Annotated in this window: 22 protein-coding genes and 2 pseudogenes; 4 read left to right on the top strand and 20 right to left on the bottom strand. The window is 69.8% G+C overall.

Annotated elements, in window-relative coordinates:
* Positions 1-36 precede the first annotated feature (36 nt).
* On the bottom strand, positions 37-1,107 hold the full coding sequence (locus tag ACZ4UV_RS46960; protein ID WP_451022474.1) for a thiamine ABC transporter substrate-binding protein: 1,071 nt from the start codon (positions 1,105-1,107) through the stop codon (positions 37-39).
* A gap of 204 nt (positions 1,108-1,311) precedes the next feature.
* Positions 1,312-2,418, bottom strand: coding sequence for a dual-specificity RNA methyltransferase RlmN (gene rlmN / locus ACZ4UV_RS46955; RefSeq protein WP_467847678.1), 1,107 nt, complete (start codon positions 2,416-2,418; stop codon positions 1,312-1,314).
* A 480-nt stretch (positions 2,419-2,898) separates the two neighbouring features.
* Between rlmN and ACZ4UV_RS46950 the strand changes: the two genes are divergently transcribed.
* From ACZ4UV_RS46950 to ACZ4UV_RS46940, 3 genes and pseudogenes are all read left to right on the top strand, one after another.
* A complete protein-coding gene (locus tag ACZ4UV_RS46950; protein WP_467847675.1) occupies positions 2,899-3,525 on the top strand; it encodes a hypothetical protein in 627 nt (208 codons plus the stop codon).
* 235 nt (positions 3,526-3,760) lie between these two features.
* Positions 3,761-3,856, top strand: a pseudogene (locus ACZ4UV_RS46945) (tyrosine-type recombinase/integrase); the annotation flags it as partial.
* Positions 3,857-4,057: 201 nt separating this feature from the next.
* Positions 4,058-4,612 carry a hypothetical protein gene (locus ACZ4UV_RS46940; RefSeq protein ID WP_467847671.1) on the top strand — a complete coding sequence of 185 codons (555 nt, stop codon included), beginning with the start codon at positions 4,058-4,060 and terminating at the stop codon, positions 4,610-4,612.
* A 156-nt stretch (positions 4,613-4,768) separates the two neighbouring features.
* On the opposite strand, the gene ACZ4UV_RS46935 is transcribed toward ACZ4UV_RS46940, so the two are convergent.
* The 7 genes from ACZ4UV_RS46935 to rpsB form a co-directional block, all read right to left on the bottom strand.
* Positions 4,769-5,557 (bottom strand): VOC family protein, encoded by a 789-nt coding sequence (locus ACZ4UV_RS46935; protein ID WP_467847666.1) that lies wholly within the window; start codon positions 5,555-5,557, stop codon positions 4,769-4,771.
* Between the two features lie 27 nt (positions 5,558-5,584).
* On the bottom strand, positions 5,585-6,823 hold the full coding sequence (locus tag ACZ4UV_RS46930; protein WP_467847661.1) for a cytochrome P450: 1,239 nt from the start codon (positions 6,821-6,823) through the stop codon (positions 5,585-5,587).
* Positions 6,824-7,015: 192 nt separating this feature from the next.
* Positions 7,016-8,332, bottom strand: coding sequence for a phosphatidate cytidylyltransferase (locus ACZ4UV_RS46925; protein WP_451022189.1), 1,317 nt, complete (start codon positions 8,330-8,332; stop codon positions 7,016-7,018).
* A complete protein-coding gene (gene frr / locus ACZ4UV_RS46920) occupies positions 8,332-8,889 on the bottom strand; it encodes a ribosome recycling factor (protein WP_089098486.1) in 558 nt (185 codons plus the stop codon). The genes ACZ4UV_RS46925 and frr overlap by 1 nt, the downstream gene beginning before the upstream one ends.
* Positions 8,890-9,035: 146 nt before the next feature.
* Positions 9,036-9,794: a UMP kinase gene (gene pyrH / locus ACZ4UV_RS46915; RefSeq protein ID WP_093498830.1), complete on the bottom strand. Its 759-nt coding sequence runs from the start codon at positions 9,792-9,794 to the stop codon at positions 9,036-9,038.
* Between the two features lie 207 nt (positions 9,795-10,001).
* On the bottom strand, positions 10,002-10,838 hold the full coding sequence (gene tsf / locus ACZ4UV_RS46910) for a translation elongation factor Ts (protein WP_451022188.1): 837 nt from the start codon (positions 10,836-10,838) through the stop codon (positions 10,002-10,004).
* A gap of 133 nt (positions 10,839-10,971) precedes the next feature.
* Entirely contained in the window at positions 10,972-11,889 is a 918-nt protein-coding gene (gene rpsB, locus ACZ4UV_RS46905) for a 30S ribosomal protein S2 (protein ID WP_451022187.1), read from the bottom strand.
* A gap of 270 nt (positions 11,890-12,159) precedes the next feature.
* Between rpsB and ACZ4UV_RS46900 the strand changes: the two genes are divergently transcribed.
* Positions 12,160-12,744 carry a peptidoglycan DD-metalloendopeptidase family protein gene (locus ACZ4UV_RS46900; protein ID WP_467847651.1) on the top strand — a complete coding sequence of 195 codons (585 nt, stop codon included), beginning with the start codon at positions 12,160-12,162 and terminating at the stop codon, positions 12,742-12,744.
* A 254-nt stretch (positions 12,745-12,998) separates the two neighbouring features.
* Here ACZ4UV_RS46900 and ACZ4UV_RS46895 read toward each other — a convergent pair whose 3' ends face one another.
* The 11 genes and pseudogenes from ACZ4UV_RS46895 to lepB (ACZ4UV_RS46845) all read right to left on the bottom strand — a co-directional run bounded on the left by ACZ4UV_RS46895 (position 12,999) and on the right by lepB (ACZ4UV_RS46845) (position 22,609).
* The gene (locus ACZ4UV_RS46895) at positions 12,999-13,556 is read right to left on the bottom strand and encodes a TetR/AcrR family transcriptional regulator (RefSeq protein WP_467847776.1); all 558 of its coding nucleotides are present in this window, start codon (positions 13,554-13,556) and stop codon (positions 12,999-13,001) included.
* A 115-nt stretch (positions 13,557-13,671) separates the two neighbouring features.
* Positions 13,672-14,514, bottom strand: coding sequence for an RNA polymerase sigma factor WhiG (gene whiG, locus ACZ4UV_RS46890; protein WP_451020929.1), 843 nt, complete (start codon positions 14,512-14,514; stop codon positions 13,672-13,674).
* Between the two features lie 322 nt (positions 14,515-14,836).
* Complete coding sequence (gene dprA, locus ACZ4UV_RS46885; RefSeq protein WP_467847648.1) at positions 14,837-15,982, bottom strand: DNA-processing protein DprA; 1,146 nt, start codon at positions 15,980-15,982, stop codon at positions 14,837-14,839.
* A complete protein-coding gene (locus ACZ4UV_RS46880; RefSeq protein ID WP_451020931.1) occupies positions 15,979-17,589 on the bottom strand; it encodes a YifB family Mg chelatase-like AAA ATPase in 1,611 nt (536 codons plus the stop codon). Before ACZ4UV_RS46880 ends, dprA begins: the two co-directional genes overlap by 4 nt.
* A gap of 1 nt (position 17,590) precedes the next feature.
* Positions 17,591-17,992 (bottom strand): YraN family protein, encoded by a 402-nt coding sequence (locus tag ACZ4UV_RS46875; protein ID WP_390040836.1) that lies wholly within the window; start codon positions 17,990-17,992, stop codon positions 17,591-17,593.
* A gap of 118 nt (positions 17,993-18,110) precedes the next feature.
* The gene (locus ACZ4UV_RS46870; protein WP_008745401.1) at positions 18,111-18,419 is read right to left on the bottom strand and encodes a DUF2469 domain-containing protein; all 309 of its coding nucleotides are present in this window, start codon (positions 18,417-18,419) and stop codon (positions 18,111-18,113) included.
* A 56-nt stretch (positions 18,420-18,475) separates the two neighbouring features.
* On the bottom strand, positions 18,476-18,991 hold the full coding sequence (locus ACZ4UV_RS46865) for an NUDIX hydrolase (protein WP_451020932.1): 516 nt from the start codon (positions 18,989-18,991) through the stop codon (positions 18,476-18,478).
* On the bottom strand, positions 18,981-19,766 hold the full coding sequence (lepB, locus tag ACZ4UV_RS46860) for a signal peptidase I (protein ID WP_467847642.1): 786 nt from the start codon (positions 19,764-19,766) through the stop codon (positions 18,981-18,983). Before lepB (ACZ4UV_RS46860) ends, ACZ4UV_RS46865 begins: the two co-directional genes overlap by 11 nt.
* Positions 19,767-19,901: 135 nt before the next feature.
* Entirely contained in the window at positions 19,902-20,927 is a 1,026-nt protein-coding gene (lepB, locus tag ACZ4UV_RS46855) for a signal peptidase I (RefSeq protein ID WP_451020934.1), read from the bottom strand.
* Positions 20,821-21,909: pseudogene (lepB, locus tag ACZ4UV_RS46850) on the bottom strand (signal peptidase I); the annotation flags it as partial. The pseudogene lepB (ACZ4UV_RS46850) and the gene lepB (ACZ4UV_RS46855), both read right to left, overlap by 107 nt.
* The gene (gene lepB, locus ACZ4UV_RS46845) at positions 21,902-22,609 is read right to left on the bottom strand and encodes a signal peptidase I (RefSeq protein ID WP_451020935.1); all 708 of its coding nucleotides are present in this window, start codon (positions 22,607-22,609) and stop codon (positions 21,902-21,904) included. The pseudogene lepB (ACZ4UV_RS46850) and the gene lepB (ACZ4UV_RS46845), both read right to left, overlap by 8 nt.
* Between the last annotated feature and the right edge of the window lie 74 nt (positions 22,610-22,683).

The raw sequence follows: 22,683 nt of genomic DNA, 5'->3' as shown, positions 1-22,683 counted from the left end.
GCCGCGCCGCGCTCCCCGAACGGCCCTTGTGCGCGGCTACTTCAGTACGAGTGACGTCCACGTCTTGACCCACTGGTCACGGTTGGCGGCGATCTTGTCGGGCGCCATGGTCTCGGGGTCCTGGGCTGCGGGCCCGTACTTCGTGAACTCGGCAGGCACGCTCGCCCCCTTCACCACCGGGTACACGAACATGTTCAGCGGCATGTCCTCCTGGAACTCCTTGGAGACCAGGAAGTCGATGAGGGCCTTGCCGCCCTTGGTGTTCCCCGCGTTGCTCAGCAGCCCCGCGAACTCGATCTGCCGGAAGCAGGTGCCGGTCGCGACCCCGGTGGGCGCGGTGCTCGGCTTCGGGTCGGCGTAGATGACCTCGGCGGGCGGCGAGGAGGCGTACGACACGACGAGCGGCCGGTCGCCGCCGGCCTTCTTGCCGCCGGCCGAGCCGGAGAACTCCTCGTTGTAGGCCTGCTCCCAGCCGTCGACGACCTTGACGCCGTTGGCCTTGAGCTTCTTCCAGTAGTCCTGCCAGCCGTCGTCGCCGTACTGAGCCGCGCTCCCCAGCAGGAATCCCAGCCCCGGCGAGGAGGTGGACGCGTTCTCGGTGACGAGGAGGTTCTTGTACTGCGGCTTGACGAGGTCGGCGTACGAGGTCGGCGGGGTCAGCTTGTGCTTGCTGAAGTACGCCTTGTCGTAGTTGACGCAGATGTCCCCGTAGTCGATGGGCGTCACCCGGTGCCTGTCCGCGTCGAGCTGGTAAGCCGTGCCGACCGTGCCGAGCCCCTTCGCCCGGTACGGCTGGAAGAGACCGTTGTCGAGGGCCCTGGAGAGCAGGGTGTTGTCGACGCCGAAGAAGACGTCGCCCTGCGGGTTGTCCTTGGTCAGGATCGCCTTGTTGACGGCCTGCCCGGCGTCACCGTCCTTGAGGACCCTGACCTTGTAGCCGGACTGCTTCTCGAAGTCCTGGAGCACGTTCTTGGAGACGGCCCACGAGTCGTGGCTGACCAGAGTGACGGTCTTGGAATCGGCGTCGGAACCCGACGACGACGAGCACGCGGACAGCGTGACGAGACCGAGCCCGACGGCCGCGGCCAAGAAGGTCCTTGTGTGCACTGGTGTTTTCCTCCTGGGGTTGACCAGGAAGAGACGCGGCCCTGCCCGCGGTGTGCGGGCAGGGCGCAACAGCTTGAGTGATGACCGAACTTCCTACCCAGAATGACCTGGGCGAGGTTCAGAGGGTCTGCGGCCCGGTTGCCGCACTCTCAGCGCTGTGGCGCTCCCCTGTCGGAATATGAAGATGTACCTACGGCCCTCAGATTACCGCTCGGTGGCCGCGAGCTGACCGCAGGCTCCGTCGATCTCCTGCCCGCGGGTGTCCCGGATCGTCACCGGCACACCGTGCGCCTCGATCGCCTCGACGAACGCCTTCTCGTCCTCCGGCCGCGACGCGGTCCACTTCGAACCCGGAGTCGGGTTCAGGGGGATGAGGTTGACGTGCACGGGCTTGCCCTTGAGCAGGCGGCCCAGCCGGTCCCCCCGCCACGCCTGGTCGTTGATGTCGCGGATGAGGGCGTACTCGATGCTGAGCCGACGCCCGCTCTTCTCGACGTACTCGAACCCGGCGTCGAGGACCTCGCGCACCTTCCACCGCGTGTTCACGGGGACGAGCGTGTCGCGCAGTTCGTCGTCGGGGGCGTGCAGCGAGATCGCCAGCCGGCACTTGAATCCCTCGTCGGCGAACCGGTGGATGGCCGGGACCAGTCCGACGGTCGAGACGGTGATCCCGCGCTGCGAGAGGCCGAGCCCGTCCGGGGCGGGGTCGGTGAGCGCCCGGATCGCTCCGACCACCCGCTTGTAGTTGGCGAGCGGCTCGCCCATCCCCATGAAGACGATGTTGGAGAGCCGCGCGGGACCGCCAGGCACGTCCCCGTCCCGCAGCGCCCGCATCCCGTCCACGATCTGGTGGACGATCTCGGCGGTCGACAGATTCCGGTCCAGACCCGCCTGCCCGGTCGCGCAGAACGGGCAGTTCATCCCGCACCCCGCCTGCGAGCTGATGCACATGGTCACCCGGTCCGGGTAGCGCATCAGCACCGACTCGACGAGCGTGCCGTCGAACAGCCGCCACAGCGTCTTGCGCGTCGTCCCCTCGTCGGTCGACAGATGCCGTACGACGGTCATCAGCTCGGGGAACAGCGCCTCCCGCAGCTTGTCCCGCGACCCGGCCGGGATGTCGGTCCACTGCTCGGGGTCGTGCGCGTACCGCGCGAAGTAGTGCTGCGAGAGCTGCTTGGCACGGAACGGCTTCTCCCCGACCTCGGCCACCGCGTCCTTGCGCTCGGCGGGCGAGAGATCGGCGAGATGCCGCGGCGGCTTCTTGGCTCCGCGCGGCGCGACGAAAGTGAGTTCTCCGGGCTTAGGCATAGCTGTACCAGTGTCGCAGATCGAATCGGGTGACCTGCGGTCGTCGGCCCCGGGGGCGGTCGTTGTTGGTCGTCGTGGCCCTCCTCGGACGGCCCACACACGGCCCGGCCGACCACAGGCCTCAGCGACATTCGCGCAGGTCCAAGGCCTACTGCCACCGACCCTCTCATGGCCGTCTATGGATGGCCCCGTCCGCTCCTGCGTCCCACCGTTGGAAGCGAAAACCACAGCAGCGCAGGAGTCGGACGCCGGAGGAGGGACATGCCTCGTTTTGCTCGACGGTTTCGCCGGACTCGCACGCCCACCCCTGGTACTGAACGGCTGTCCGCCCGGGCCGCAGTCGCAAGTGTTGTCATCGCGGCTGTCTCCGCCATCACTGCGACGGTTTCAGCGGTCTACGGTGTAGATGCGTCCAGAGACCTGGCCAATGCACAGCGGCAGGATTCAGCTCGGAACGAGATAACTCAATACGTAGTGCAAATGAGCGAACTCGACCGCACCGGCGGATCCGCCCGCCTCAATGAGATTGTTACGCTAGGCAGGCAAGCAGACAGCTTGATAACTCAGTATGGCCAGAAGAGGCTCAATCTTAGCGCTTCAACCTATCGAATGATTGGGCTATTCCTGACACTTTCAACCACAGACCTTGAGCTCGCAGAGCGCATGGCCAAGAAAGCGTTGCAACTGGCCGAACAAAGGCAATCTGACGGAGCAGGCGGCCTGCGCATGGCAGACCCTTTGGAGGCCCTACAGGCGCATCGAGTACTCGCCGATGTGGCTGCACAGAATCTGGACTTCCCCACCATGACCAAAGAATATCAAGCAGCGCTCGATATCACCGACACGGAAGGAAAGAGAAACCGATACATCAGAATAGAGGCACGTCACTTTACACAGATGTACTGGGCCCTGAATGCAATGATGCTCGTTGACGATCTAGGGACACCCACTACAGCGCAATGCAGCGAAGTGAAACGTCGTGTAGATATGGCCCGCGAGGACTTCAAGACCCTAGGCAAGAATCCTGAGGTAGTTCGTCGCGCAAGGAGGATCGAAGGCGATAAATGTTCAACCGGACTTAATCTCAATCATCTGAAGCAGTATTGAAATGCCTTGCTTAATTTTCAGACATTGATGGATGCCTTGCGTTAGGACGCATGGCGGCGCCGCCGACATTTATTGCCCGACAATCCCTCCATGGACCACGAAGAGACCCGGACACTTTGTCCGGGTCTCTTCGCGTCGACCTCTTCATGCTTGTCCTGGCTCAAGTAAGGCGAGGTGAACTTCCCACCTGACCATGTCTGTACGGTGAGACGGGCCCAGGTGACCGAGAGAGATCACCGATCCAACGCTCACGCTGAGGGTGTACGCGCACCTCATGCCGTCGAGTCAGGAGCGGACCCGAAAGACGGTCGATCACATCTTCCGCGAATTCCCCCCTAAGGGCTGTCCCGTAATCCCTGGTGGATCAGCGCGCGGCGTCAGATGCGGTGCATCGCAAGGCGGAGGGTCGTCCTCATACTGGGCGTATTCGGGCGAGCCCGACAACGCTGCGAGGTGCCGTAGCTGTCGTCGTGCGCCCGCCGGGGATTACGGGACAGCCCTTAGGTAGTGCTTCGCAGGCACAATCACCGCCATGGACGCGGGGGTTATCGCAATCATCGGCTCTGCTGCCGGTCTGCTGGGGGCGGCGGTCGGCGCCAGCGGGGCGATCGTTGCGGCGATGGTGACTGGTCGCAGTCAGGATCGTTCACAGCACGCTCACTGGCGCCGCCAAGTCAGACGGGAGGCGTACGGCAATCTCGTCAATGCGGCCTACGAGCTGTATCAGGAACTAGAGCCACGGTCTCTGGCGATAGTTCACCACAGCGTCATGTACGCCAGGCCCGTGCCTGAGGAACTGATGGGCGCGCTAGTGAAGGCTTGTCACACGGTGCAGCTGGAGGGTCCGGCCGATGTTGCAGCTCAGGCTGAGGCAGTCCGTGACCTCTTCGCCGACTGGGGAGGTGCAATCCGTCTGTGGGAGGTACAGAACGGGGACCAGCCAATCAGGCTCCCCGAGCTTGAAAGGTTCGCGGGTGCGGATCTTCTGGAAATGAAAAACAGCACAGACGCCGGTCGGGACAGGTTGCTGACACTGGCTCGCACCGCTCTTGATACGACGGCGGACGGCCCAGGCACGGCCCAGTGACCTATGACGGGCCCTCTCTCAACACCAAACACCCTGGTGAGACGCCTATGGCTGCCGGACAAATGCGAGTCCTCCGGGCTTAGGCATGGCTGTACCAGTGTCGCAGATCAACCGAGGTGGCCTGCGACCGAAGGTTCGGCGGGGAATTGGAAGGGCTCAGCCCCTGGCCGTCGTGATGATGGCGAAGAGGGCGCCGGAGGGGTCGCGGAACATGGCGAAGCGGCCGATGCCCGGGGCCTCGGTGACCGGGATGAGGGTGGTGGCTCCGGACTCGGTGGCCCTGGCGAAGGTGGCGTCGCAGTCGGTCACCTCGAAGTAGGGGTGCCATTCCGGGGTCGAGCCGGCGTCCAGGTTGGCCTGGGGCAACTGCATCAGTCCGCCGTGGGCCGCCGCCGGGCCGGCGCCGGCCGGGGTGAGGATCGTGTAGGTCAGTCCCGGGCCCATCGGCACGTCCCGCGTCTGCCAGGAGAAGACCGACGCGTAGAACGCCTTCGCCGCGGCCGCGTCGGTGGTGTAGAGCTCCGTCCTGGCCAGGCTGCCGGGGACCGCGACGAGGTCCAGGCCCTGGGTCTCGCCCGGCTGCCAGACCGCGAAGTCCGCGCCGGTGGGGTCGATGAAGGCGGCCGCCCGCCCGAAGGCGAAGACGTCCGCCGGGGCGATCCGGACGCTGCCGCCCGCCTGCTCCACGGCCTTGGCGGTGGCGTCGGCGTCCGGGGTGTGGAAGTACACCCGCCAGGACGGGATCGCGCCCTCCGTCGTGAGCGGGCCGATCCCGGCGACCGTCGCGCCGTCCTGCTGGAAGAAGCCGTAGCCGCCGGCCTCCGGTCCCGCCGACCGGTGAGCCCAGCCGAAGACGGCCGAGTAGAAGGCGGCGCTCGCCTCGATGTCCGTGGTCCCCAGGTCGAGCCAGTTCGGGGCGCCGGGGACGTAGGTGGTCGTCAGCATGGTGGGGTTCTCCTCGGTCCTTGCCGGTCACCAGGTCACGGGCAGCGTACGCGGTCCGCGGATCAGGCCCTGGCGCTGGAACCCGACCTCCCCGGGAGGCACGGCCAGCCGGATGCCGGGGAAGCGGGAGAGGACCGAGCCGATCATGATCTCGGCCTCCATGCGGGCCATGATCGCGGCCATGCAGTGGTGGGGCCCGTGGCCGAAGGCCAGGTGGGGACCGCCCGCGCGGTCGAAGTCGAGGACGTCGGGGTCGGTGAAGACGGCGGGGTCGCGGTTGGCGGCGACATAGGCGTTGTAGACCACGTCACCGGCCCGGATCAGCCGGCCGCCGATCTCGACGTCCTCGACGGCGACCCGCGGGATGCCGACGCCGTTGCGGTGCGGGACGTAGCGGAACAGCTCGTCCACCGCCTTGGGGAGCAGGTCCGGCTCGCGGCGCAGCCGGTCCAGGTGCCTGGGGTGGGTGAGCAGCGCGTACATCATCGAACCGCTGTTGTTGCGGACCGCGTGCCCGCCGCTGACCTGGACGGCGGTGGCCAGGGAGATCGCCTCGTCGTCGGTGATCTCGCCGTCCGCGGTGGCCTGGGCCAGCACTCCGGCGAGGTCTTCGCGGGGCTCCTCGCGGCGGCTCTGCAGCAGCTCGGCGATCCGGGCCCGGGTGGTCCGGGCGGCCTTGCGGGCGCGGTCCTCGGCGTCGGGTCCGGCGGAGAGCAGCGCCTCGCCGGTCGCCGCCCAACGGTGCCAGTCCTTCTCGTCGACGCCGAGGAAGTCACGGATCACGGCGATCGGGAAGGGGCCGTGCAGGTGCTCCATGAGGTCGGCCGGCGGGCCCGCGGCCTCCATCGTGTCGAGGAGTTCGCCGGCCCTGCGCTCCGCCATCGGCCGCAGCCGCTGCATGGCCCGCCCGGTGAAGGCACGGGCGACGACCCGGCGCAGCCGGTTGTGTCCCGGCGGGTCGATGTACTGCAGGCCGGCGGTCTGGGAGGCCACGGGCGCCGGGCGCATGCTGGTGATGTCGCGGCCCACGACCAGTTCCCGGGAGAAGCGCGGGTCGGAGGTGACGAGGCGGACGTCCTCGTACCGGGTGACCAGCCAGGCCTCCCCCTCGCCGTACGCGAGTCGGATCCGGGTGACCGGCTCCTCGCGCATCACCTCGTCCAGGAAGGGGTCCGGGTCGAGCGCGGGCAGATCGTCGACCGGCCAGAACCGCACCGGCGGAGGAGGTGGGGAGGGGGATGCGGCGGGAGCCGGGTCGAGGGGCACGGGCACACTCCCTGCACGTCGGAGGAGACAGCGTCCTCACAGGAAGTCTGCCTCCGGCCGGAATGACCCTGCGATTTCTGCTGCGTCATCCGGGGCCGGCATGCCACCGAGCCCCCGCCGCGCGAAGGACGGGGGCTCGGCTACGACAGCTGTACGCCGGTCACTCTGCAGACCGGTCGGCGTCCGGCCCGGTCAGCCGCTTCCCACGAACAACACCATCAGCAACCACACCACCGGAGCCGTCGGCAGCAGGGAGTCCAGCCGGTCCATGATGCCGCCGTGGCCCGGGAGGAGGGTGCCCATGTCCTTGATGCCCAGGTCCCGCTTGATCATGGACTCGCCGAGGTCGCCGAGCGTGGCGCTGGCCGCGACCGCGAGGCCCAGCAGCAGGCCCTGCCACCAGGTGCCGTCGTCGATCAGGAACTCCATGCACAGCGCGCCCGCGACCATCGCGAACAGCACCGCGCCGACCAGGCCCTCACGGGTCTTGCCGGGGCTGATGCGCGGGGCGAGCTTGTGGGTGCCGAAGCGCCAGCCGACCGCGTAGGCGCCGGTGTCGCTGACCACCGTGAGGAGCAGGAAGGTCAGCACCCGGAAGGGGCCGTCCTCGGCGGTCAGCATCATCGCGACGAACGTCGCCAGGAACGGGACGTAGAACGCCGCGAAGAGACCCGCCGTGACGTCCTTGAGGTAGCCCTCCGGCGGTTCCGTCATCCGCCAGACGAGGACCGCGAGCCCGGTGAGCGCCAGGGCGACCCAGGCGCCCTCGGCCCCCCGCGCGTACCCGGCGACCACCATCGCCGCGCCGCCCAGCGCCAGCGGGACCAGGGGTGCCTTGATGCCCTTGCGCTCCTGGAGCCGGCTGGTCAGTTCCCACAGGCCCACCACGACGGCGACCGCCACGACACCGACGAAGACGGCCTTGACGACGAACAGGGACGCCACGATCACGACGCCCAGTCCGACGCCGACCCCTATGGCCGCGCCCAGGTCGCGCCCCGCGCTCTTCTTCTGCGGCGCGGGGGCCGGCTGTGGGGCGTCGGGCATGGGCTCCGGATTCTGCGGCGTCGCGTGAGGCAGGGGCTGCGCCGACGGTGTGTCGTTGCGGAACGTCTCGTCTCGGAACAAGGGGCCGCCCAGCCGAGCGGCCCCCCTGTCACCGTCCTGGTCCGAGCCGTACGCGGGTACGTCGTCGGGCACGATGGGCATGGGGCGAGTCTGCTGCGCGTTCTGCGCATCGTACGCGGGACCCGCCGGGGCGGCTCCCCGGACATGCCCCTGGTCGTAGCCCTGGGCGCGACCGAGGTCGTACCCCTGGCCGGGACCCTGTGCAGGGGCTGCGCCGGTGCCGTACCCCTGGCCGGAGCCGGGGTCGTATCCCTGGCCGGAGCCGTGGTCGTACCCCTGGCCGGTGCCCTGATCGGCCGGTTCCCAGTACCCGGCCGGCGGTCCGGCCTGCCCGGGCTGCGGCCCGGCGTGCGGCGGGGCTCCCCAGGATGAGTCGTTCATCAGACTTCGAGAAGCTCCGCTTCCTTGTGCTTGAGGAGCTCGTCCACCTGTGCGACGTACTTCGCGGTGGTGTCGTCGAGCTCCTTCTCGGCGCGGCGGCCCTCGTCCTCGCCGACCTCGCCGTCCTTGATCAGCTTGTCGATGGCGTCCTTGGCCTTGCGGCGGACGGAGCGGATGGAGACCTTGGAGTCCTCCGCCTTGCCCTTGGCGACCTTGATGTAGTCGCGGCGGCGCTCCTCGGTGAGCTCCGGGAACACCACCCGGATGATGTTGCCGTCGTTGCTCGGGTTGACGCCCAGGTCCGAGTCGCGGATCGCCTGCTCGATGTTGCGCAGGGCCGTCTTGTCGAACGGGGTCACGACCGCCATGCGCGGTTCCGGCACGGAGAACGAGGCCAGCTGGTTGATCGGCGTCGGCGCGCCGTAGTAGTCGGCCACGATCTTGTTGAACATCGCCGGGTGCGCACGGCCGGTGCGGATCGCGGCGAAGTCCTCCTTGGCGACCACGACGGCCTTCTCCATCTTCTCCTCGGCTTCGAGGAGGGTCTCTTCGATCACCACTTGCTCCTGCGTGTCTTGAGTAAGGCCCGGCTGCGGTTCCGTTGCGGGGCGGCGGCCGGCTGCGTCGCGTCTTCTTTCCCTGACGGTTCCCGACCGGCAGGACATTGTCCATCCCCCGGTCAGGGTCCGTCAGGCGGTGCCGGTCAGTCCCGGCTGCCCTGGTCACCCACCAGCGTGCCGATCTTCTCACCCTTGACGGCGCGCGCGATATTGCCCTCCGCCAGCAGCTCGAACACCAGGATCGGCAGCTTGTTGTCGCGGCAGAGCGTGATCGCGGTGGCGTCGGCGACCTTGAGCTCGCGGGTGATGACCTCGCCGTAGCCGAGGGAGTCGAACTTGACGGCGTCGGGGTTGGTCTTGGGGTCGGAGTCGTAGACCCCGTCCACGCCGTTCTTGCCCATGAGCAGCGCCTCGGCGTCGATCTCCAGGGCGCGCTGGGCGGCGGTGGTGTCGGTGGAGAAGTACGGCATGCCCATACCGGCGCCGAAGATGACCACGCGGCCCTTCTCCAGGTGGCGCACGGCGCGCAGCGGGATGTACGGCTCGGCGACCTGTCCCATGGTGATCGCGGTCTGCACCCGGCTGTCGATGCCCTCCTTCTCCAGGAAGTCCTGGAGGGCGAGGCAGTTCATGACCGTGCCGAGCATGCCCATGTAGTCCGAGCGGGCCCGGTCCATGCCCCGCTGCTGGAGCTCGGCGCCGCGGAAGAAGTTGCCGCCGCCGATGACGACGGCGACCTCTGCGCCGTCGCGGACGACGGCCGCGATCTCACGGGCGATCTTGTGCACCACGTCGGGGTCCACGCCCAGGCCGCCGCCACCGGAGAAGGCCTCTCCGGACAGCTTCAGCAGAAACCGGCCGCGTACTTTGCCGTCGTCGCTCTTCTGGGCCTTGGTGGTCATGGAGATCCCGCCTCTTTCACGTGGTGCACATACAAAGAAGGCCATTGCCGGTGGGGTCGCTTTTCGCTGCCCATGCGCGGCAATGGCCTCCTCGTCAGATCTGCCGTCGTCCGTCACGTCCCTGGGTGTGGCGGGTGTACGGACGACTGCTGTCGACCGACCCTATCGGGATTTCCCCGCGGGTCGCGCGTCGATCGCGGTACGGACTCAGATGCCGACCTTGATGCGCGTGAAGCGCTTCAGGGTGACACCGGCCTCGTCCAGGACCTTCTGGACCGACTTCTTGTTGTCGAGCGCGTACGGCTGGCCGAGCAGCGTGGCGTCCTTGAAGAAGCCGTTGAGGCGACCCTCGACGATCTTCGGCAGGGCGGCCTCGGGCTTGCCCTCGGCGCGGGTGGTCTCCTCGGCGATGCGACGCTCGGACTCGACGACGTCGGCCGGCACGTCCTCCTTGGCGAGGTACTTCGGCGCGAAGGCGGCGATGTGCTGGGCGACGCCCTTGGCGATCTCGGCGTTCGGCTTGTCGAGCTCGATGAGGACACCGATCTGCGGGGGCAGGTCGGGCATCGTGCGGTGCATGTAGGCGGTCACGTAGCCGTCGGCGTACTGCGCGAAGCGGTCCAGGACGATCTTCTCGCCGAGGTTGGCGTTGGCCTCGTCGACGTACGCCTGGACGGTCTTGCCGGGCTCGATCTCGGAGGCGAGCAGGGTCTCCAGGTCCGCCGGGGCGGTCTTGGCGACGTGCTCGGCGATGGTGTTGGCGACGGCCTGGAACCGGTCACCCTTGGCGACGAAGTCGGTCTCGCACTTCAGCTCGACGAGGACGCCGGAGGAGTTGTCGTCGGCGATGATCGAGACCACGGCGCCGTTCTCGGCGGAGCGGCCCTCACGCTTGGCGACGCCCTTCTGGCCCTTGATGCGGAGCGCCTCGACAGCCTTGTCGACGTCGCCCTCGGCCTCGTCCAGGGCCTTCTTGCAGTCCATCATGCCGGCGCCGGTGAGCTCACGGAGCTTCTTGACGTCAGCGGCGGTGTAGTTCGCCATGAGTCGTTAAGTCTTTCTCGAAGTCGGGAGATCTGCCCGATCCACGATCTACACGTAGATGTAGAGCGCGAATCTATGGGTGAACGGCGGGGGCGTACGGGATGTCGCCGCCCCCGCCGTCAACGCTGACGGGTCAGGCCTGCTCGGCGTCCGCGGCCGGAGCCTCGGCGGCCGGAGCCTCGACAGCGGCCTCGGCGGCGGCCGGAGCCTCGGCCTGCTCGGCGTCGGCGACCTTCTCGGTCTCGGCGGAGGTCTGGACCTCGGCGTCGTCCGCCTTCTTCTCGCCCTCGAGCAGGTCGCGCTCCCACTCGGCGAGCGGCTCGCCGGCGGCCTTCTCGCCCTTGTCACCGGTGGCGACGCGCGAGCGGCTGATGAGGCCCTCGGCGACGGCGTCGGCGATCACGCGGGTGAGCAGGGTGACGGAGCGGATCGCGTCGTCGTTGCCCGGGATCTTGTAGTCGACCTCGTCGGGGTCGCAGTTGGTGTCGAGGATCGCGACGACCGGGATGTTGAGCTTCCGGGCCTCACCGACCGCGATGTGCTCCTTCTTGGTGTCCACGATCCAGACGGCGCTGGGCACCTTCTGCATCTCGCGGATACCGCCGAGGGTCTTCTCCAGCTTGGCCTTCTCGCGCGAGAGTACGAGAAGCTCCTTCTTGGTCAGACCGGACGCGGCGACGTCCTCGAAGTCGATCTGCTCGAGCTCCTTGAGGCGCTGCAGACGCTTGTAGACGGTCGAGAAGTTGGTGAGCATGCCGCCCAGCCAGCGCTGGTTGACGTAGGGCATGCCGACGCGAGTGGCCTGCTCGGCGATGGCCTCCTGCGCCTGCTTCTTCGTGCCGACGAACATGACCGTGCCGCCGTGGGCGACGGTCTCCTTGACGAACTCGTAGGCGCGGTCGATGTACGACAGCGACTGGAGCAGGTCGATGATGTAGATGCCGTTGCGCTCGGTGAAGATGAAGCGCTTCATCTTCGGGTTCCAGCGACGGGTCTGGTGACCGAAGTGGACGCCGCTCTCCAGCAGCTCCCGCATCGTGACGACGGCCATGGCCGTATCTCCTTGAATTTCTCGGTTGTGCCGCGGGGGCCGGACGGCTCCCGCGCCTGACGCCCGTGTGCGCTGTGCCGCGAGGACCGAGAAGCGCTGACACCTGCTGGTGACGGCCAGATGTCGGGGCGTGCGAAGTCGACCCGGTGACCCGGATCGCCAAGGGAAGTGTACGGGACCGGCGAGGCGCCGGGTGACGCCGCTGTCCACAACTCGGGAGTAATCCACAGGTACCGGCCAAGATCGGCGCTGGTGCGGGAGCGTTCGGCCATGTTGGTCATGCGACGCGCGATGCGATGGATGTGGGCGGCGACGGCGTTGCCACTGGCCCTGGGAGCGGCCGCGGCCCGGGCCTGGGTCGGGGCGGACGGCCCGCCACCCCCTGCCGGGCCGCCCGTGCCGGCGGTCGCCCGCGCCTGGCCGGTGGGGGTGAGGCCACCGGTCCTGCGCGGCTGGGAGCCACCGGCGACGGTGTACGGCCCCGGGCACCGGGGGGTCGATCTGGGCACGGTGCCCGGTGCGCCGGTGCGGGCGGTGGCGGCGGGCCGGGTCTCCTATGCGGGGCGGGTGGCGGGGCGGGGCGTGGTGTCGGTGGCGGTGACGGGCACGGACCTGCGCACGACCTACGAGCCGGTGACGGCCACGGTGGAGAAGGGGCAGGAGGTGGCGGCGGGGGAGGTGGTGGGCATGGTGGAGCCGGGGGGCGCGCACTGTGGCGCTCGCGCGTGTGTGCACTGGGGGCTGCTCAGGGGGGACGCGTATCTGGACCCGTTGCTGCTGTTGCCGCCGTGGCTGCGGGATCGGGGGCCGTCGAGGTTGTTGCCGGTGCTGGGGGTGCCGCTGCCGGAGGGGTGAGCCGGGGGTTCGCCGCCGGAGGGGTGGCGGGGGCCGGTCGCGCGACTGCGGGTGCATGTGGGCTGGTCGCGCAGTTCCTCCCCCAGCCTTCGGCCGGGGGTGCCCCCAGCGCCCCTTACGGGGCGCCGTCCCGGCCGTTTCTTTCAGCCGCGGGCAAGTCTTGCCTCCCCCAGTGCCTTAAGGGCCTGGGGGAGGCTGAGGGAGGCACCCTGCAAGCGCCGGTAAGCGTCCCCGCCCCCGGCCTCAGCGCCACGTCAGCCCCGCACGCCCCGCAGCGCCATGGCAACGGCCGCGTCGGTGATCACCACCGGATCCTCCGCCGCCCCCAGCTCGATCCGCCGTACCGCGGCGTCCACCACCCCCTGCACCAGCATCGCCGCGAGCCGAGGCTGGTCATGCCCCAGCTCCCCGAGCGCCTCCACGATCATCGCGACGAGTCCGCCGTGCGCGGCCCGGATCTTCTCCCGCGCCCCCGCGTCCAGCTCGCTCGCCGAGATCGCGACCACCGCCCGGTGCCGCCGGTCCCCGACCAGGGTGAGCTGCTGCCGCACATAGGCCTCGACCTTGCCCTCGGCGGAAGCCGCCCGCTCCATCGCTGCCGCGACCTCCGCCGCCCACACGGGGAAGTCGGCCGCGCACAGCTCCTCGACCACGGCAGCCCGGGAACGGAAGTACTCGTAGACGGACGACCGGGCCAGCCCCGTGCGCTCGGCGAGCGCGGGGAAGGTCAGCGCCTCCGTCCCGCCCTCGGACAGGAGGGACCGCGCCGCGTCCAGCAGGGCGGCTCGCTGCATCGACCGGTGCTCGGCCACGGAGGCCGCTCGAATCCTTGGCACGTCAACCACTTTACGGACGCGCCGGGCCGGAGGGGAGACAGCACCACCGAGAGACGGCCCGCCGGTCGCGGCCGACGGCCGAAAACCCTGCTCAGCGGCCGAAACTCGCCAGCTTCGCACGTAGTTGCAGCACCGATTTGGTGTGGATCTGACTCACCCGGCTCTCGGTGACCCCGAGCACGTTCCCGATCTCGGCGAGTGTCAGCCCCTCGTAGTAGTAGAGGGTCACGACGGTCTTCTCCCGCTCCGGCAGCGTGTTGATCGCCCGCGCCAGGAACCGCCGCAGCTCCCGGTCCTCGGCCACCTCCACGGGGTTGTCCGCCGCGGTGTCCTCCAGCGTGTCCATGACGCTCAGGCCGTCGCCGCTCTCGCCCCCTACGTGCAGCAGTTCCTCCAGCGCCACCACGTTGGCCAGCGACAGCTGGCTGAAGACGGCGTGCAGCTCGTCCACCTCGATGCCCAGCTCGGCGGCCACCTCGCCCTCCGAGGGCGTGCGCCGCAACCGCGCCTCCAGGGTGGCGTAGGCCCGCTCCACGTTCCGTGCCTTCTGCCGGACCGAGCGCGGGATCCAGTCCAGCGCCCGGAGCTCGTCGATCATCGCGCCCCGGATCCGGGTGATCGCGTACGTCTCGAACTTGATCTCCCGGTCGACGTCGAACTTCTCGATCGCGTCGATGAGCCCGAACACCCCGGAGGAGACGAAGTCGGCCTGCTCCACGTTGGGCGGCAGGCCCACGCTCACCCGCCCGGCCACGTACTTGACCAGCGGCGAGTAGTGCAGGATCAGCTGTTCCCGCAGCCGGTCGTCCCCCGTCGCCTTGTACGACCGCCACAGCTCGTCGAGCGTCGAGGGAGCGGGCGGCCGCACGCTGCCACCGTCGCGGGCGGCTGGGGGGAGCGCCGCCCGGTCGGACCCGGAGGTGTGCTGGGGCATTCGTCGCCTTGTGCCGTTCTGCCGTGAAGTGCCAGGAAGTGCTGTGTTGTGCCGAGGAGCGGGGTGAGCGGGGGTGAATGGCGATGGGTGGGTGAGGTGTCGGTCTCGTGTCGGTTGGCGCGGTCTGCGCCAGGCCTTTCGTGAGCGTAGCGTGACTGGGGAGTCGCGGTGCGCGAACAGCGAGGCTCCACCCCTGCGCGAACCCCCTGTACGGCGCGCCCCACCACGCTCGGCGCGTCGCTCTGCGTGATCGGCCGGAAGCGTCAACTCCGGGAATTCCCAAGGGCGTCGGGGGTTCCCCCGGACGGCCGAACACGCTCGGTCAGCACCGGGTCCGACCGGTACGGACCGAGATCATCGCCTGGCGTGTCAACTTCCAGCCGTCGCCATGTCGTTCGACGTAACCAAGTGCTCGGAGTTCGTACAGTCTCGCGACGGCATCGTCCTCGGACGTCTGCGCGCCGCGTGCCACCTCTTCGGGTGAGGCGGGCCGGTTGCCGGGCAGCGCGTCCAGGACCTGCCGGGCGGCGGGTTCCAGCAGGTCGCGCGGGAGTACCGGACCGCGTCTGGCCGGGGCCAGCTCGCCCATGCCGCCGACCAGCTCGACGACCTCCGCGGCGTCGGTGACCAGCACGGCCTCGCCGCGGAGCAGCTCGTGCACCCCGGCCGAGAGGCCGCTGGTGGCCGGGCCGGGCACGCCCATGGTGAACCGGCCGAGCCGCTGCGCCGCCCGCGCGGTGACCAGCGAGCCGCTGCGATGGGCGGCCTCCACGACGACCGTGCCCCTGGTGAGCGCCGCGATGACCCGGTTGCGGAGCACGAACCTGCTCTGCGTCGGGTGCTCGCCGGGCGGCAGCTCCCCCACCACCAGTCCCTGCTCGGCGATCCTGTTGATCAGCTCGGAGTGGCCCCGCGGGTAGGGGCGGTCGACCCCGCAGGCCAGCACGGCGACGGTGGCCCCGCCTGCGCCGAGGGCACCGCGGTGGGCGGCGCCGTCGACCCCGTAGGCGCCGCCCGACACCACCACCCAGCCGCGCTCGGCGAGCCCGGCGGCGAGGACGGCCGCCATGTGGGCGCCGTACTCGGTGCAGGCCCGGGCCCCGACCACGGCGACGGCCCGGAGCGCCCACATCCGCAGACTGGGCCGGCCGCGCACCCACAGGCCGAGGGGGCGGGCGTCGCCGAGGTCGTCGAGCTGGCTGGGCCACTCGGTGTCGCCGGGAGACACGAACCGCGCGCCCGACTCCCGCGCGACGGAGAGGTCGGCCCGGGGATCGGCCTGCGCCGCGCGGGCCAGCAAGCCCGCCCACCGCTTGGCGCCGACGCCGGGCAGGGGCTGCCCGCCCTTGCGCAGCCGGGCCGCCACCTCGTGCGCGCCCCGCTCCCGCACCCACCGCCCGGCGGCCTCGTCACCGGGCTCGACGACCCGGGCCAGGAAGACCCGGGCGAGCAATTCGGTGTCGGTCATGGGGCGATCCCTTCCAGGACCGCGCCGCGCCGGACGCCGGTGCGCAGCTCCAGGGCCAGGTTGACGTCGTTGACCGAGGGCCGGTCGCGGCCCGCCAGGTCGGCGAGGGTCCAGGCGACCCGGAGCACCCGGTCCAGGCCGCGAGCGGAAAGCAGACCCCGGTCGAGGTCCAGCTCGGCCTTGAGCAGTGCGCCCGGCTGGACGTGCCAGCGGGTGCGGAGTTCGTGGCCGGGGACCTCGCTGTTGGTGCGCCAGGGCAGTCCTTCGTAGCGGCGGGCGGCCCGCTCCCGTGCCGCGCGCACCCGGTCGGCCACGGCGGCGGAGGGCTCGGCGCCGGTGTGCAGCCGCAGCAGTTCCTCCCGGGCGACCGGTTCCACGGCGACCCTGAGGTCCACGCGGTCCATCAGGGGGCCGGAGAGCCGGGCCCGGTACCGCTTGATCGAGGAGGGCCGGCACTCGCAGACGTCGCCGGGGGTGCCGTGGCGGCCGCAGGGGCAGGGGTTGGCGGCCAGGACCATGAGGAACTTCGCGGGCATCCGCAGTATCCCGGCGGCCCGGGCGATGACGACGTGGCCCGACTCCAGGGGCTGGCGCAGGGCGTCCAGGACGCTGGCGTGGAACTCGGCGGCCTCGTCCAGAAAGAGGACGCCGTGGTGGGCCAGGGAGACCGCTCCGGGGCGTGGCAGGCCGGTTCCGCCGCCGACCAGGGAGGCCATGGTGGCCGAGTGGTGCGGGGCGCAGTAGGGCGGCCTGTCGACCAGGGGGTGGCCGGGTGGCAGCAGCCCGGCGACCGAGTGGACGGCGGTGACCTCGAGGGACTGCTGCCGGCCCAGCTCGGGCAGCAGCCCCGGCAGTCGTTCGGCCAGCATGGTCTTGCCGGCGCCGGGCGGGCCCTTGAAGAAGACGTGATGGCGTCCGGCCGCGGCCACCTCCAGGGCGGCCCGGGCCACGTGCTGGCCGGCGACGTCTGCGAGGTCGGGGGCGTGGTCGCCGGTGGCCATGCCGGTGCCGAGTCCCATGCCGGGCAGGGCGAGCCCGGCGAGGAAGGGGTCCGGGCGGATCTCGCCGGGGACGGGCTCCTCGTCGGGCACCGGTTCGTCGGTGAGGACCGCGATCAGCTGGCGCAGGCTGCGGACGCCCAGCACGGACACCCCCGGCACCAGTGAGGCCTCCGGCACCGCGTTCTCCGGCACGACCACCTGTTCGTACCCGGCGTCGGCGGCGGCCAGCACGGCGGGCAGGATGCCCCGGACCGGCCGGACCCGGCCGTCCAGGCCCAGCTCCCCGATCATCACGATCTCGGCGAGCACCCGGGGATCGATCCGCTCGGCCGCCCCGAGCACCGCCGCGGCCACCGCGAGGTCGAAGCCGCTGCCGCTCTTCGGCACGGATGCCGGGCTCAGCCCGACCGTGAGCTTCTTCGAGGGCCAGGAGGCGCCCGAGTTCACCACCGCGGCCCGGACCCGGTCCCGGCTCTCCGTCAGGCTCTTGTCCGGCAGCCCCACCAGGGTGAAGGCCGCCACCCCGGGCTCCAGGTCGGCCTGGACCTCCACCACCACGCCCTCGACACCCACCAGCGCCACCGAGCAGGTCCGTGCGAACCCCATCTCACGCCACCCCCCGGGCGTGCTCGACCACGGGCGCCCCGCGCTGCGGCAGGAGCACGCCGACCACGTCGATGCGGACGCCGCCCGGCGGTGCCCCTCCGTGTGCGTGGATCCAGTGTTCGGCGAGGCCGCGCAGGCGCTGCGCCTTCTCCGGGGAGACCGCGGCCATGGGATGCTCGAAGACGCCCGCCCGCCGGGTCTTGACCTCGCAGACGACCAGGACGTCGCCGTCCCGCGCCACGATGTCGATCTCGCCCGTCCTGCCGCAGCGCCAGTTGCGCTCCAGGACCGTCAGACCGGCCTCGGCCAGCCGCCGTGCGGCCAGCGTCTCGCCGTACCTGCCGAGTGCGCTACGTGCCCGATTCGGGCGTGCCTGATGCGTGCGTGCCTGATGCGTGTTCATGTCGGCACCACCTCCGGCGCCAACGGTCACGCATCCCCCGCCAAGAAGTTGATCTTGGTGAGTTACTCAGAGACTGTGGACAACTCCGTCACCCACACGGGTGACCCCGGCGGCCGGCTCAGCCGCCCGGCAGCTCCAGGTCGGTCTTGTTCAGCTCCTCGATGTTCACGTCCTTGAACGTGAGGACGCGGACCTGTTTCACGAAACGGGCCGGCCGGTACATGTCCCAGACCCAGGCGTCCGCCATGGACACCTCGAAGAACACCTCACCCTGGACCGAGTGCACCTGCATCTCGTAGTCGTTGGTGAGGTAGAAGCGCCGCTCGGTCTCGATCACATATTTGAACAGACCGACGACATCGCGGTACTCCCGGTAGAGCTTCAGCTCCATCTCGGTCTCGTACTTTTCGAGGTCCTCGGCGCTCATGGCATGTTCCCCTTCAGCCGTGCGATCCCCCCATTGTGCGCCAGTCCTGCGCGCCCCTAGACGATTTCCGTGTCAAGGGTGACGGGCCCGGCGGGGGGACCTTCGTCGAGCAGCCTACGGAACAACTCGGCGAGTCTGGTCGGATACACCGTCTCATGTGCCCGGGTCAGTTCCTGGCACGTCCACCAACGTGCTCCGGCCACACTGCGCCGCTCCAGCTCGGTCAGGGCCGTGGCCTCGGTGACCGTCTGCGTCGTACGGGCCAGGTAGTACCACTCGTCCTGGTCCCACCGGCGGCCGGCGAACGGGAAGGAGCACGTCCGGCGCCACAGCACCGGACCGAGGTCGACGTCCGTGATGCCGGTCTCCTCGGCGAGTTCCCGCAATGCGGCCTGCTCACGGGTCTCGTCGCCCTCCAGGCCGCCGCCGGGCGTGAACCACCAGTCGTCGGCCGGGTCGTCGGGCTCGTGGCCGTGCAGGAGCAGGATGCGGTCCTCGGGGTCGAGCAGGACCACCCGGGCCACCTTGCGCAGGCCGCCCTCCAGCGGCCCCGGCAGCGCCTCAGCGGGCACCGGCGGACTCCGTACGGGTACGGCTGCGGGAGCGGCCCAGCAGGTTCGCGACCGGGCCGTAGGCGCCGCCCGCGAGGACCAGCACGGCACCGGCCACGATCATGAACTCGATGACGCGCAACGGGCCCGGCTGGGAGAGGGAGCCCAGGGCCTCGAAGCCGGTCGGGCGCTTGAGCAGGCCCTTCATCGGCCAGATCACGGCGTCCACCCGGGCGCTGACGGCGGTACGCGCGACCGTGCCCTGCGCCGCGTCCGTGAGGTGGGCGGTGGAGTCCAGGGAGCCCTGGCGCTCGTCGCCGAGGAGGAAGAGCCTGCCCTTGGGGACGGTCACGGTCGGGAAGCCTTGGAGCTCAGCCGCGGTGCCGACCGGCAGATACGGCTCGTCGATCTGCTTGCCGTTGACCGTCAGCTTGCCGTCGGTGCAGCAGGCGACGGTGTCCCCGCCGACCGCGACCACGCGCTTGACGACGTCCGCGTTGGTGACCCAGTTCTTGTCCTTGAAGACGACGACGTCACCCCGGCGCACCTCGCCGCCGTCGATGCGCTGGCCGAGGACCCGGTCCCCGGCGTCGATCGTCGGCGTCATGGAACTGGTGGGCACGGTGTAGGGCCGGTAGGCCACCGCGCCCCAGCCGAATCCGCCGAGGAACATCACGATGCCCAGCGCGACGGCGATCCCGGACAACCGCTGTCCGAGCCTGCCGCCGGTCTGTGCCGCGCCCGTGCTGGTGCCTGCGCCGCCGCGCGGAGCCGTACGTATCGTGCTGTCGCCCATGAGGCCGCACCCTACCCGGCGGTACCGGGCAGGGGCAGCCCTTCTTCGGCGCCCCTGGTCACAAGCTCCCCAAGGGCTTCACATGGGACGGTCAGCAGACGCACACGGGATCCGGTCCCGGCGCGCGCCACGCGGTCAGCGCTTGCCCGCCGCCACGCGCTTGTCGAACTTCTGCTCGATCCGCTCACCCCGACGGCGGCGCCACACCGCGACCGGCAGAACGGCCGCGACCGCCACGCCCTGCGGCGCCACCGTGAGGGAGGCCGCGGCGGACGACTGCGTGTTGATGCCGCCCTGGTCGAAGGTGTCCGGGATCGGCAGCGTGCCCCAGCGGTTGATCGGCCAGGCCTTGACGATGGCACGGCCGACGACGTCCTTAACCGGGACCATGCCGTGGTGCTTGTCGGACTGGTTGTAGCGCGAGTCGCGGGAGTTCTGGCGGTGGTCGCCCATCACCCAGATGTAGCCCTTGGGCACGTGCACCGTGAACTGGCCGCCCTGGTCGTCGACGCTGCACGGCGTGTTGCCCGGGTACACATAAGGCTCGTTCAGCGCATGGCCGTTGACCATGAGCGGGCCGCTGCCCTTGCAGGAGACGGTGTCGCCGCCGACGCCGATGACCCGCTTGATCAGGTCCCGCTCCTCGGCGGACGGCATCAGGCCGATCCAGCTGAGGAAGGTCTGGATCGCGTTCGGCTGGGCGGTGGGCTCGCCCGCCAGCCAGTCGTCCGGGTCGTGGAAGACGACGACCTCGCCGCGCTCCGGCTTGGAGCCGAACCACGGGGTGAGCTTGTCGACCAGGACCCGGTCACCCTGCTGGAGGGTGTTCTGCATCGAGTCCGACGGGATCGAGAACGCCTGCACCAGGAACGTCTTGATCAGCAGCGCCAGTACCAGCGCGATGACGACCAGGATCGGCAGCTCCTTCCAGAAGGAGCGTGGTTTCTTGGGTGCGGGCGCCGCCGATTCACCCGGGTCCCCGTCCATGCCCGAGCCGTCGCCGCCGGAGTACGGACCGTCTGCCGGGGTGCTGTCTCCGCCGGGCCCGGTGCCGTTCCCGGAGGTCGAGGCGCCTTCTGGGGAGGGGACATTCTCCACGGGGCGCCCGCTGTGCTCCTCGCCGTCGTGTCCCGACCGTGCGCCTACCGCCACATCCCCCACGCCAACTCCTTACTCCGTGCCGCCGCCTGCGCCATCCCCGGCGCAAGCCCACCACTCCCATAACGAGCGGGAGTTCCGCAGGGGTCGGGAGTTGGATGTATCCGTTCGGATCGTCGGAGGCAACCCTATGCGACAGCTGGGGAGCCGCGGTCGACCCCGACCCGGAGTCAGAAACGCTTGCGAAGGTTTTAGGTTCGTCGAGCTTGGTCCAGTGGCCGATGGGCCATCCGATCATCATGGCGCGGCCCACCACCGAGGTCACGGCCACCGTGCCGCCGTAATCGGTGTCCTGGTGCGCGCGCGAGTCGGCGGAGTTGCCGCGATGGTCGCCCATCACCCACAGCCGCCCCTTCGGGACGGTGATGTCGAACTGCTGAGTGGAGGGGACGTTCCCGGGATACAGGTAGTCGCCCTCGGTCAGCGGTACGCCGTTGACGGTCACCCTGCCCTGTGTGTCACAGCACTTGACGTGGTCGCCGCCGACGCCGATGACCCGCTTGATGAGGTCCTTCTCGTTGGCGGAGGGCAACAGACCGATGAAGGTGAGCCCTTCCTTGACCTGCTTGACCCCGACGGGGTCGTTCGCCTTGGTGGTCTGCTCGTCCTTCAGCCAGCCGCCCGGGTCGTGGAAGACGACGACGTCGCCGCGGTGCGGCTGCCACCCGAACCAGGGAGTGAACTTGTCCACCAGGACGCGGTCGCCGATCCGGATCGTCTGTTCCATGGAGCCCGACGGGATCACGAAGGCCTGGACGAGGAACGTCTTCAGCACGAGCGCTATCAGGACGGCCACGCCGACCAGCAGCGGTATCTCCCGCACCGCACCGCGCCGGCGCTTGCGCTTGACCTTGCGCTGCAGCTTGCGCCGCTCCGCGCGGGACCGGCCGCCGCCGGACGGGCCGGAGGTGCGCCGGGCCCCGGTGGGCAGCAGGTTGGCGGCGGCGTCGACCGGCACGCCGCGCGGTCGGCCCCGGTTACCCATGGGACGCTCCGGCGGCCGGCACGCGCGCGTAGGCGACGGGACGGGTGAGACGGGTCCAGTGGGCGTACGGCCAGACGATCCAGTCGGCCCGGCCGACGACCCTGCTGACGGGGATCATGCCGCCGCCGGGCGAGCCGAGGTGGTCGCGGGAGTCGCTGGAGTCGCTGCGGTGGTCGCCGAGGACGAAGAGCGTGCCGTCGGGGACGTCGACGTTGAAGGGCACGGTGGAGGGGGTGTCCCCGGGATAGAGGAACGAGGTCTCGTCGACCGGCCGGCCGTTCACTTCGATCCTCCCCTTCTTGTCGCAGCAGACCACGTGGTCTCCTCCCACACCGACGACGCGTTTGATGTAGTCGGCGTCCCCGAAGTACCCGGAGCCGTCGAACACCACGACATCTCCCCGGCGCGGCCCGGCACCGAAACGGTACGCCAACTTATTTACGAGAACGCGGTCCCCGATCCTCAATCCCTGTTCCATGGATCCGCTGGGAATCTGGAATGGTTGCGCCACGAAAGTGTTGAGGACGAGCAAAAACGCCAGGCAGGCGAAGAGGGTGAGGGTGATCCAGCCGCCCGGCAGCCAGTCGGTGACCCGCTCGGTGGCCCGCGCCACCAACGCGAAACGCGACCGGCCCTCCGCGGCCTCCGGTTCGGGGCGGGAGGAGCGGTCGCGCTCCGTGTGCTGTGCTTCGGTGTCCATCGGGGCCAGATGCTATCCGGCGACGATGAGACTCCTTCTTACCGGCTCGTCCGCCTACGGCTTCCGGGGGCCGG

Source organism: Streptomyces sp. NPDC028289 (assembly GCF_055565975.1).
Note: the sequence above shows the minus strand (reverse complement) of the source record. Positions and strands in the feature narration are given on the sequence as shown.

Bases quoted from the DNA above. Each gene is read 5' to 3' on its own strand.
- rlmN (WP_467847678.1), bottom strand. From the start codon at position 2,418: ATGCCTAAGCCCGGAGAACTCACTTTCGTCGCGCCGCGCGGAGCCAAG.
- lepB (WP_467847642.1), bottom strand. From the start codon at position 19,766: ATGGGCGACAGCACGATACGTACGGCTCCGCGCGGCGGCGCAGGCACC.
- ACZ4UV_RS46875 (WP_390040836.1), bottom strand. From the start codon at position 17,992: ATGAACACGCATCAGGCACGCACGCATCAGGCACGCCCGAATCGGGCA.
- rpsB (WP_451022187.1), bottom strand. From the start codon at position 11,889: ATGGCCGTCGTCACGATGCGGGAGCTGCTGGAGAGCGGCGTCCACTTC.
- ACZ4UV_RS46900 (WP_467847651.1), top strand. From the start codon at position 12,160: ATGTTGGTCATGCGACGCGCGATGCGATGGATGTGGGCGGCGACGGCG.
- dprA (WP_467847648.1), bottom strand. From the start codon at position 15,982: ATGACCGACACCGAATTGCTCGCCCGGGTCTTCCTGGCCCGGGTCGTC.
- pyrH (WP_093498830.1), bottom strand. From the start codon at position 9,794: ATGACCACCAAGGCCCAGAAGAGCGACGACGGCAAAGTACGCGGCCGG.
- ACZ4UV_RS46925 (WP_451022189.1), bottom strand. From the start codon at position 8,332: ATGAACGACTCATCCTGGGGAGCCCCGCCGCACGCCGGGCCGCAGCCC.
- whiG (WP_451020929.1), bottom strand. From the start codon at position 14,514: ATGCCCCAGCACACCTCCGGGTCCGACCGGGCGGCGCTCCCCCCAGCC.
- ACZ4UV_RS46880 (WP_451020931.1), bottom strand. From the start codon at position 17,589: ATGGGGTTCGCACGGACCTGCTCGGTGGCGCTGGTGGGTGTCGAGGGC.
- ACZ4UV_RS46935 (WP_467847666.1), bottom strand. From the start codon at position 5,557: ATGCTGACGACCACCTACGTCCCCGGCGCCCCGAACTGGCTCGACCTG.
- ACZ4UV_RS46870 (WP_008745401.1), bottom strand. From the start codon at position 18,419: ATGAGCGCCGAGGACCTCGAAAAGTACGAGACCGAGATGGAGCTGAAG.
- lepB (WP_451020935.1), bottom strand. From the start codon at position 22,609: ATGGACACCGAAGCACAGCACACGGAGCGCGACCGCTCCTCCCGCCCC.
- ACZ4UV_RS46950 (WP_467847675.1), top strand. From the start codon at position 2,899: ATGAGCGAACTCGACCGCACCGGCGGATCCGCCCGCCTCAATGAGATT.
- ACZ4UV_RS46940 (WP_467847671.1), top strand. From the start codon at position 4,058: ATGGACGCGGGGGTTATCGCAATCATCGGCTCTGCTGCCGGTCTGCTG.
- tsf (WP_451022188.1), bottom strand. From the start codon at position 10,838: ATGGCGAACTACACCGCCGCTGACGTCAAGAAGCTCCGTGAGCTCACC.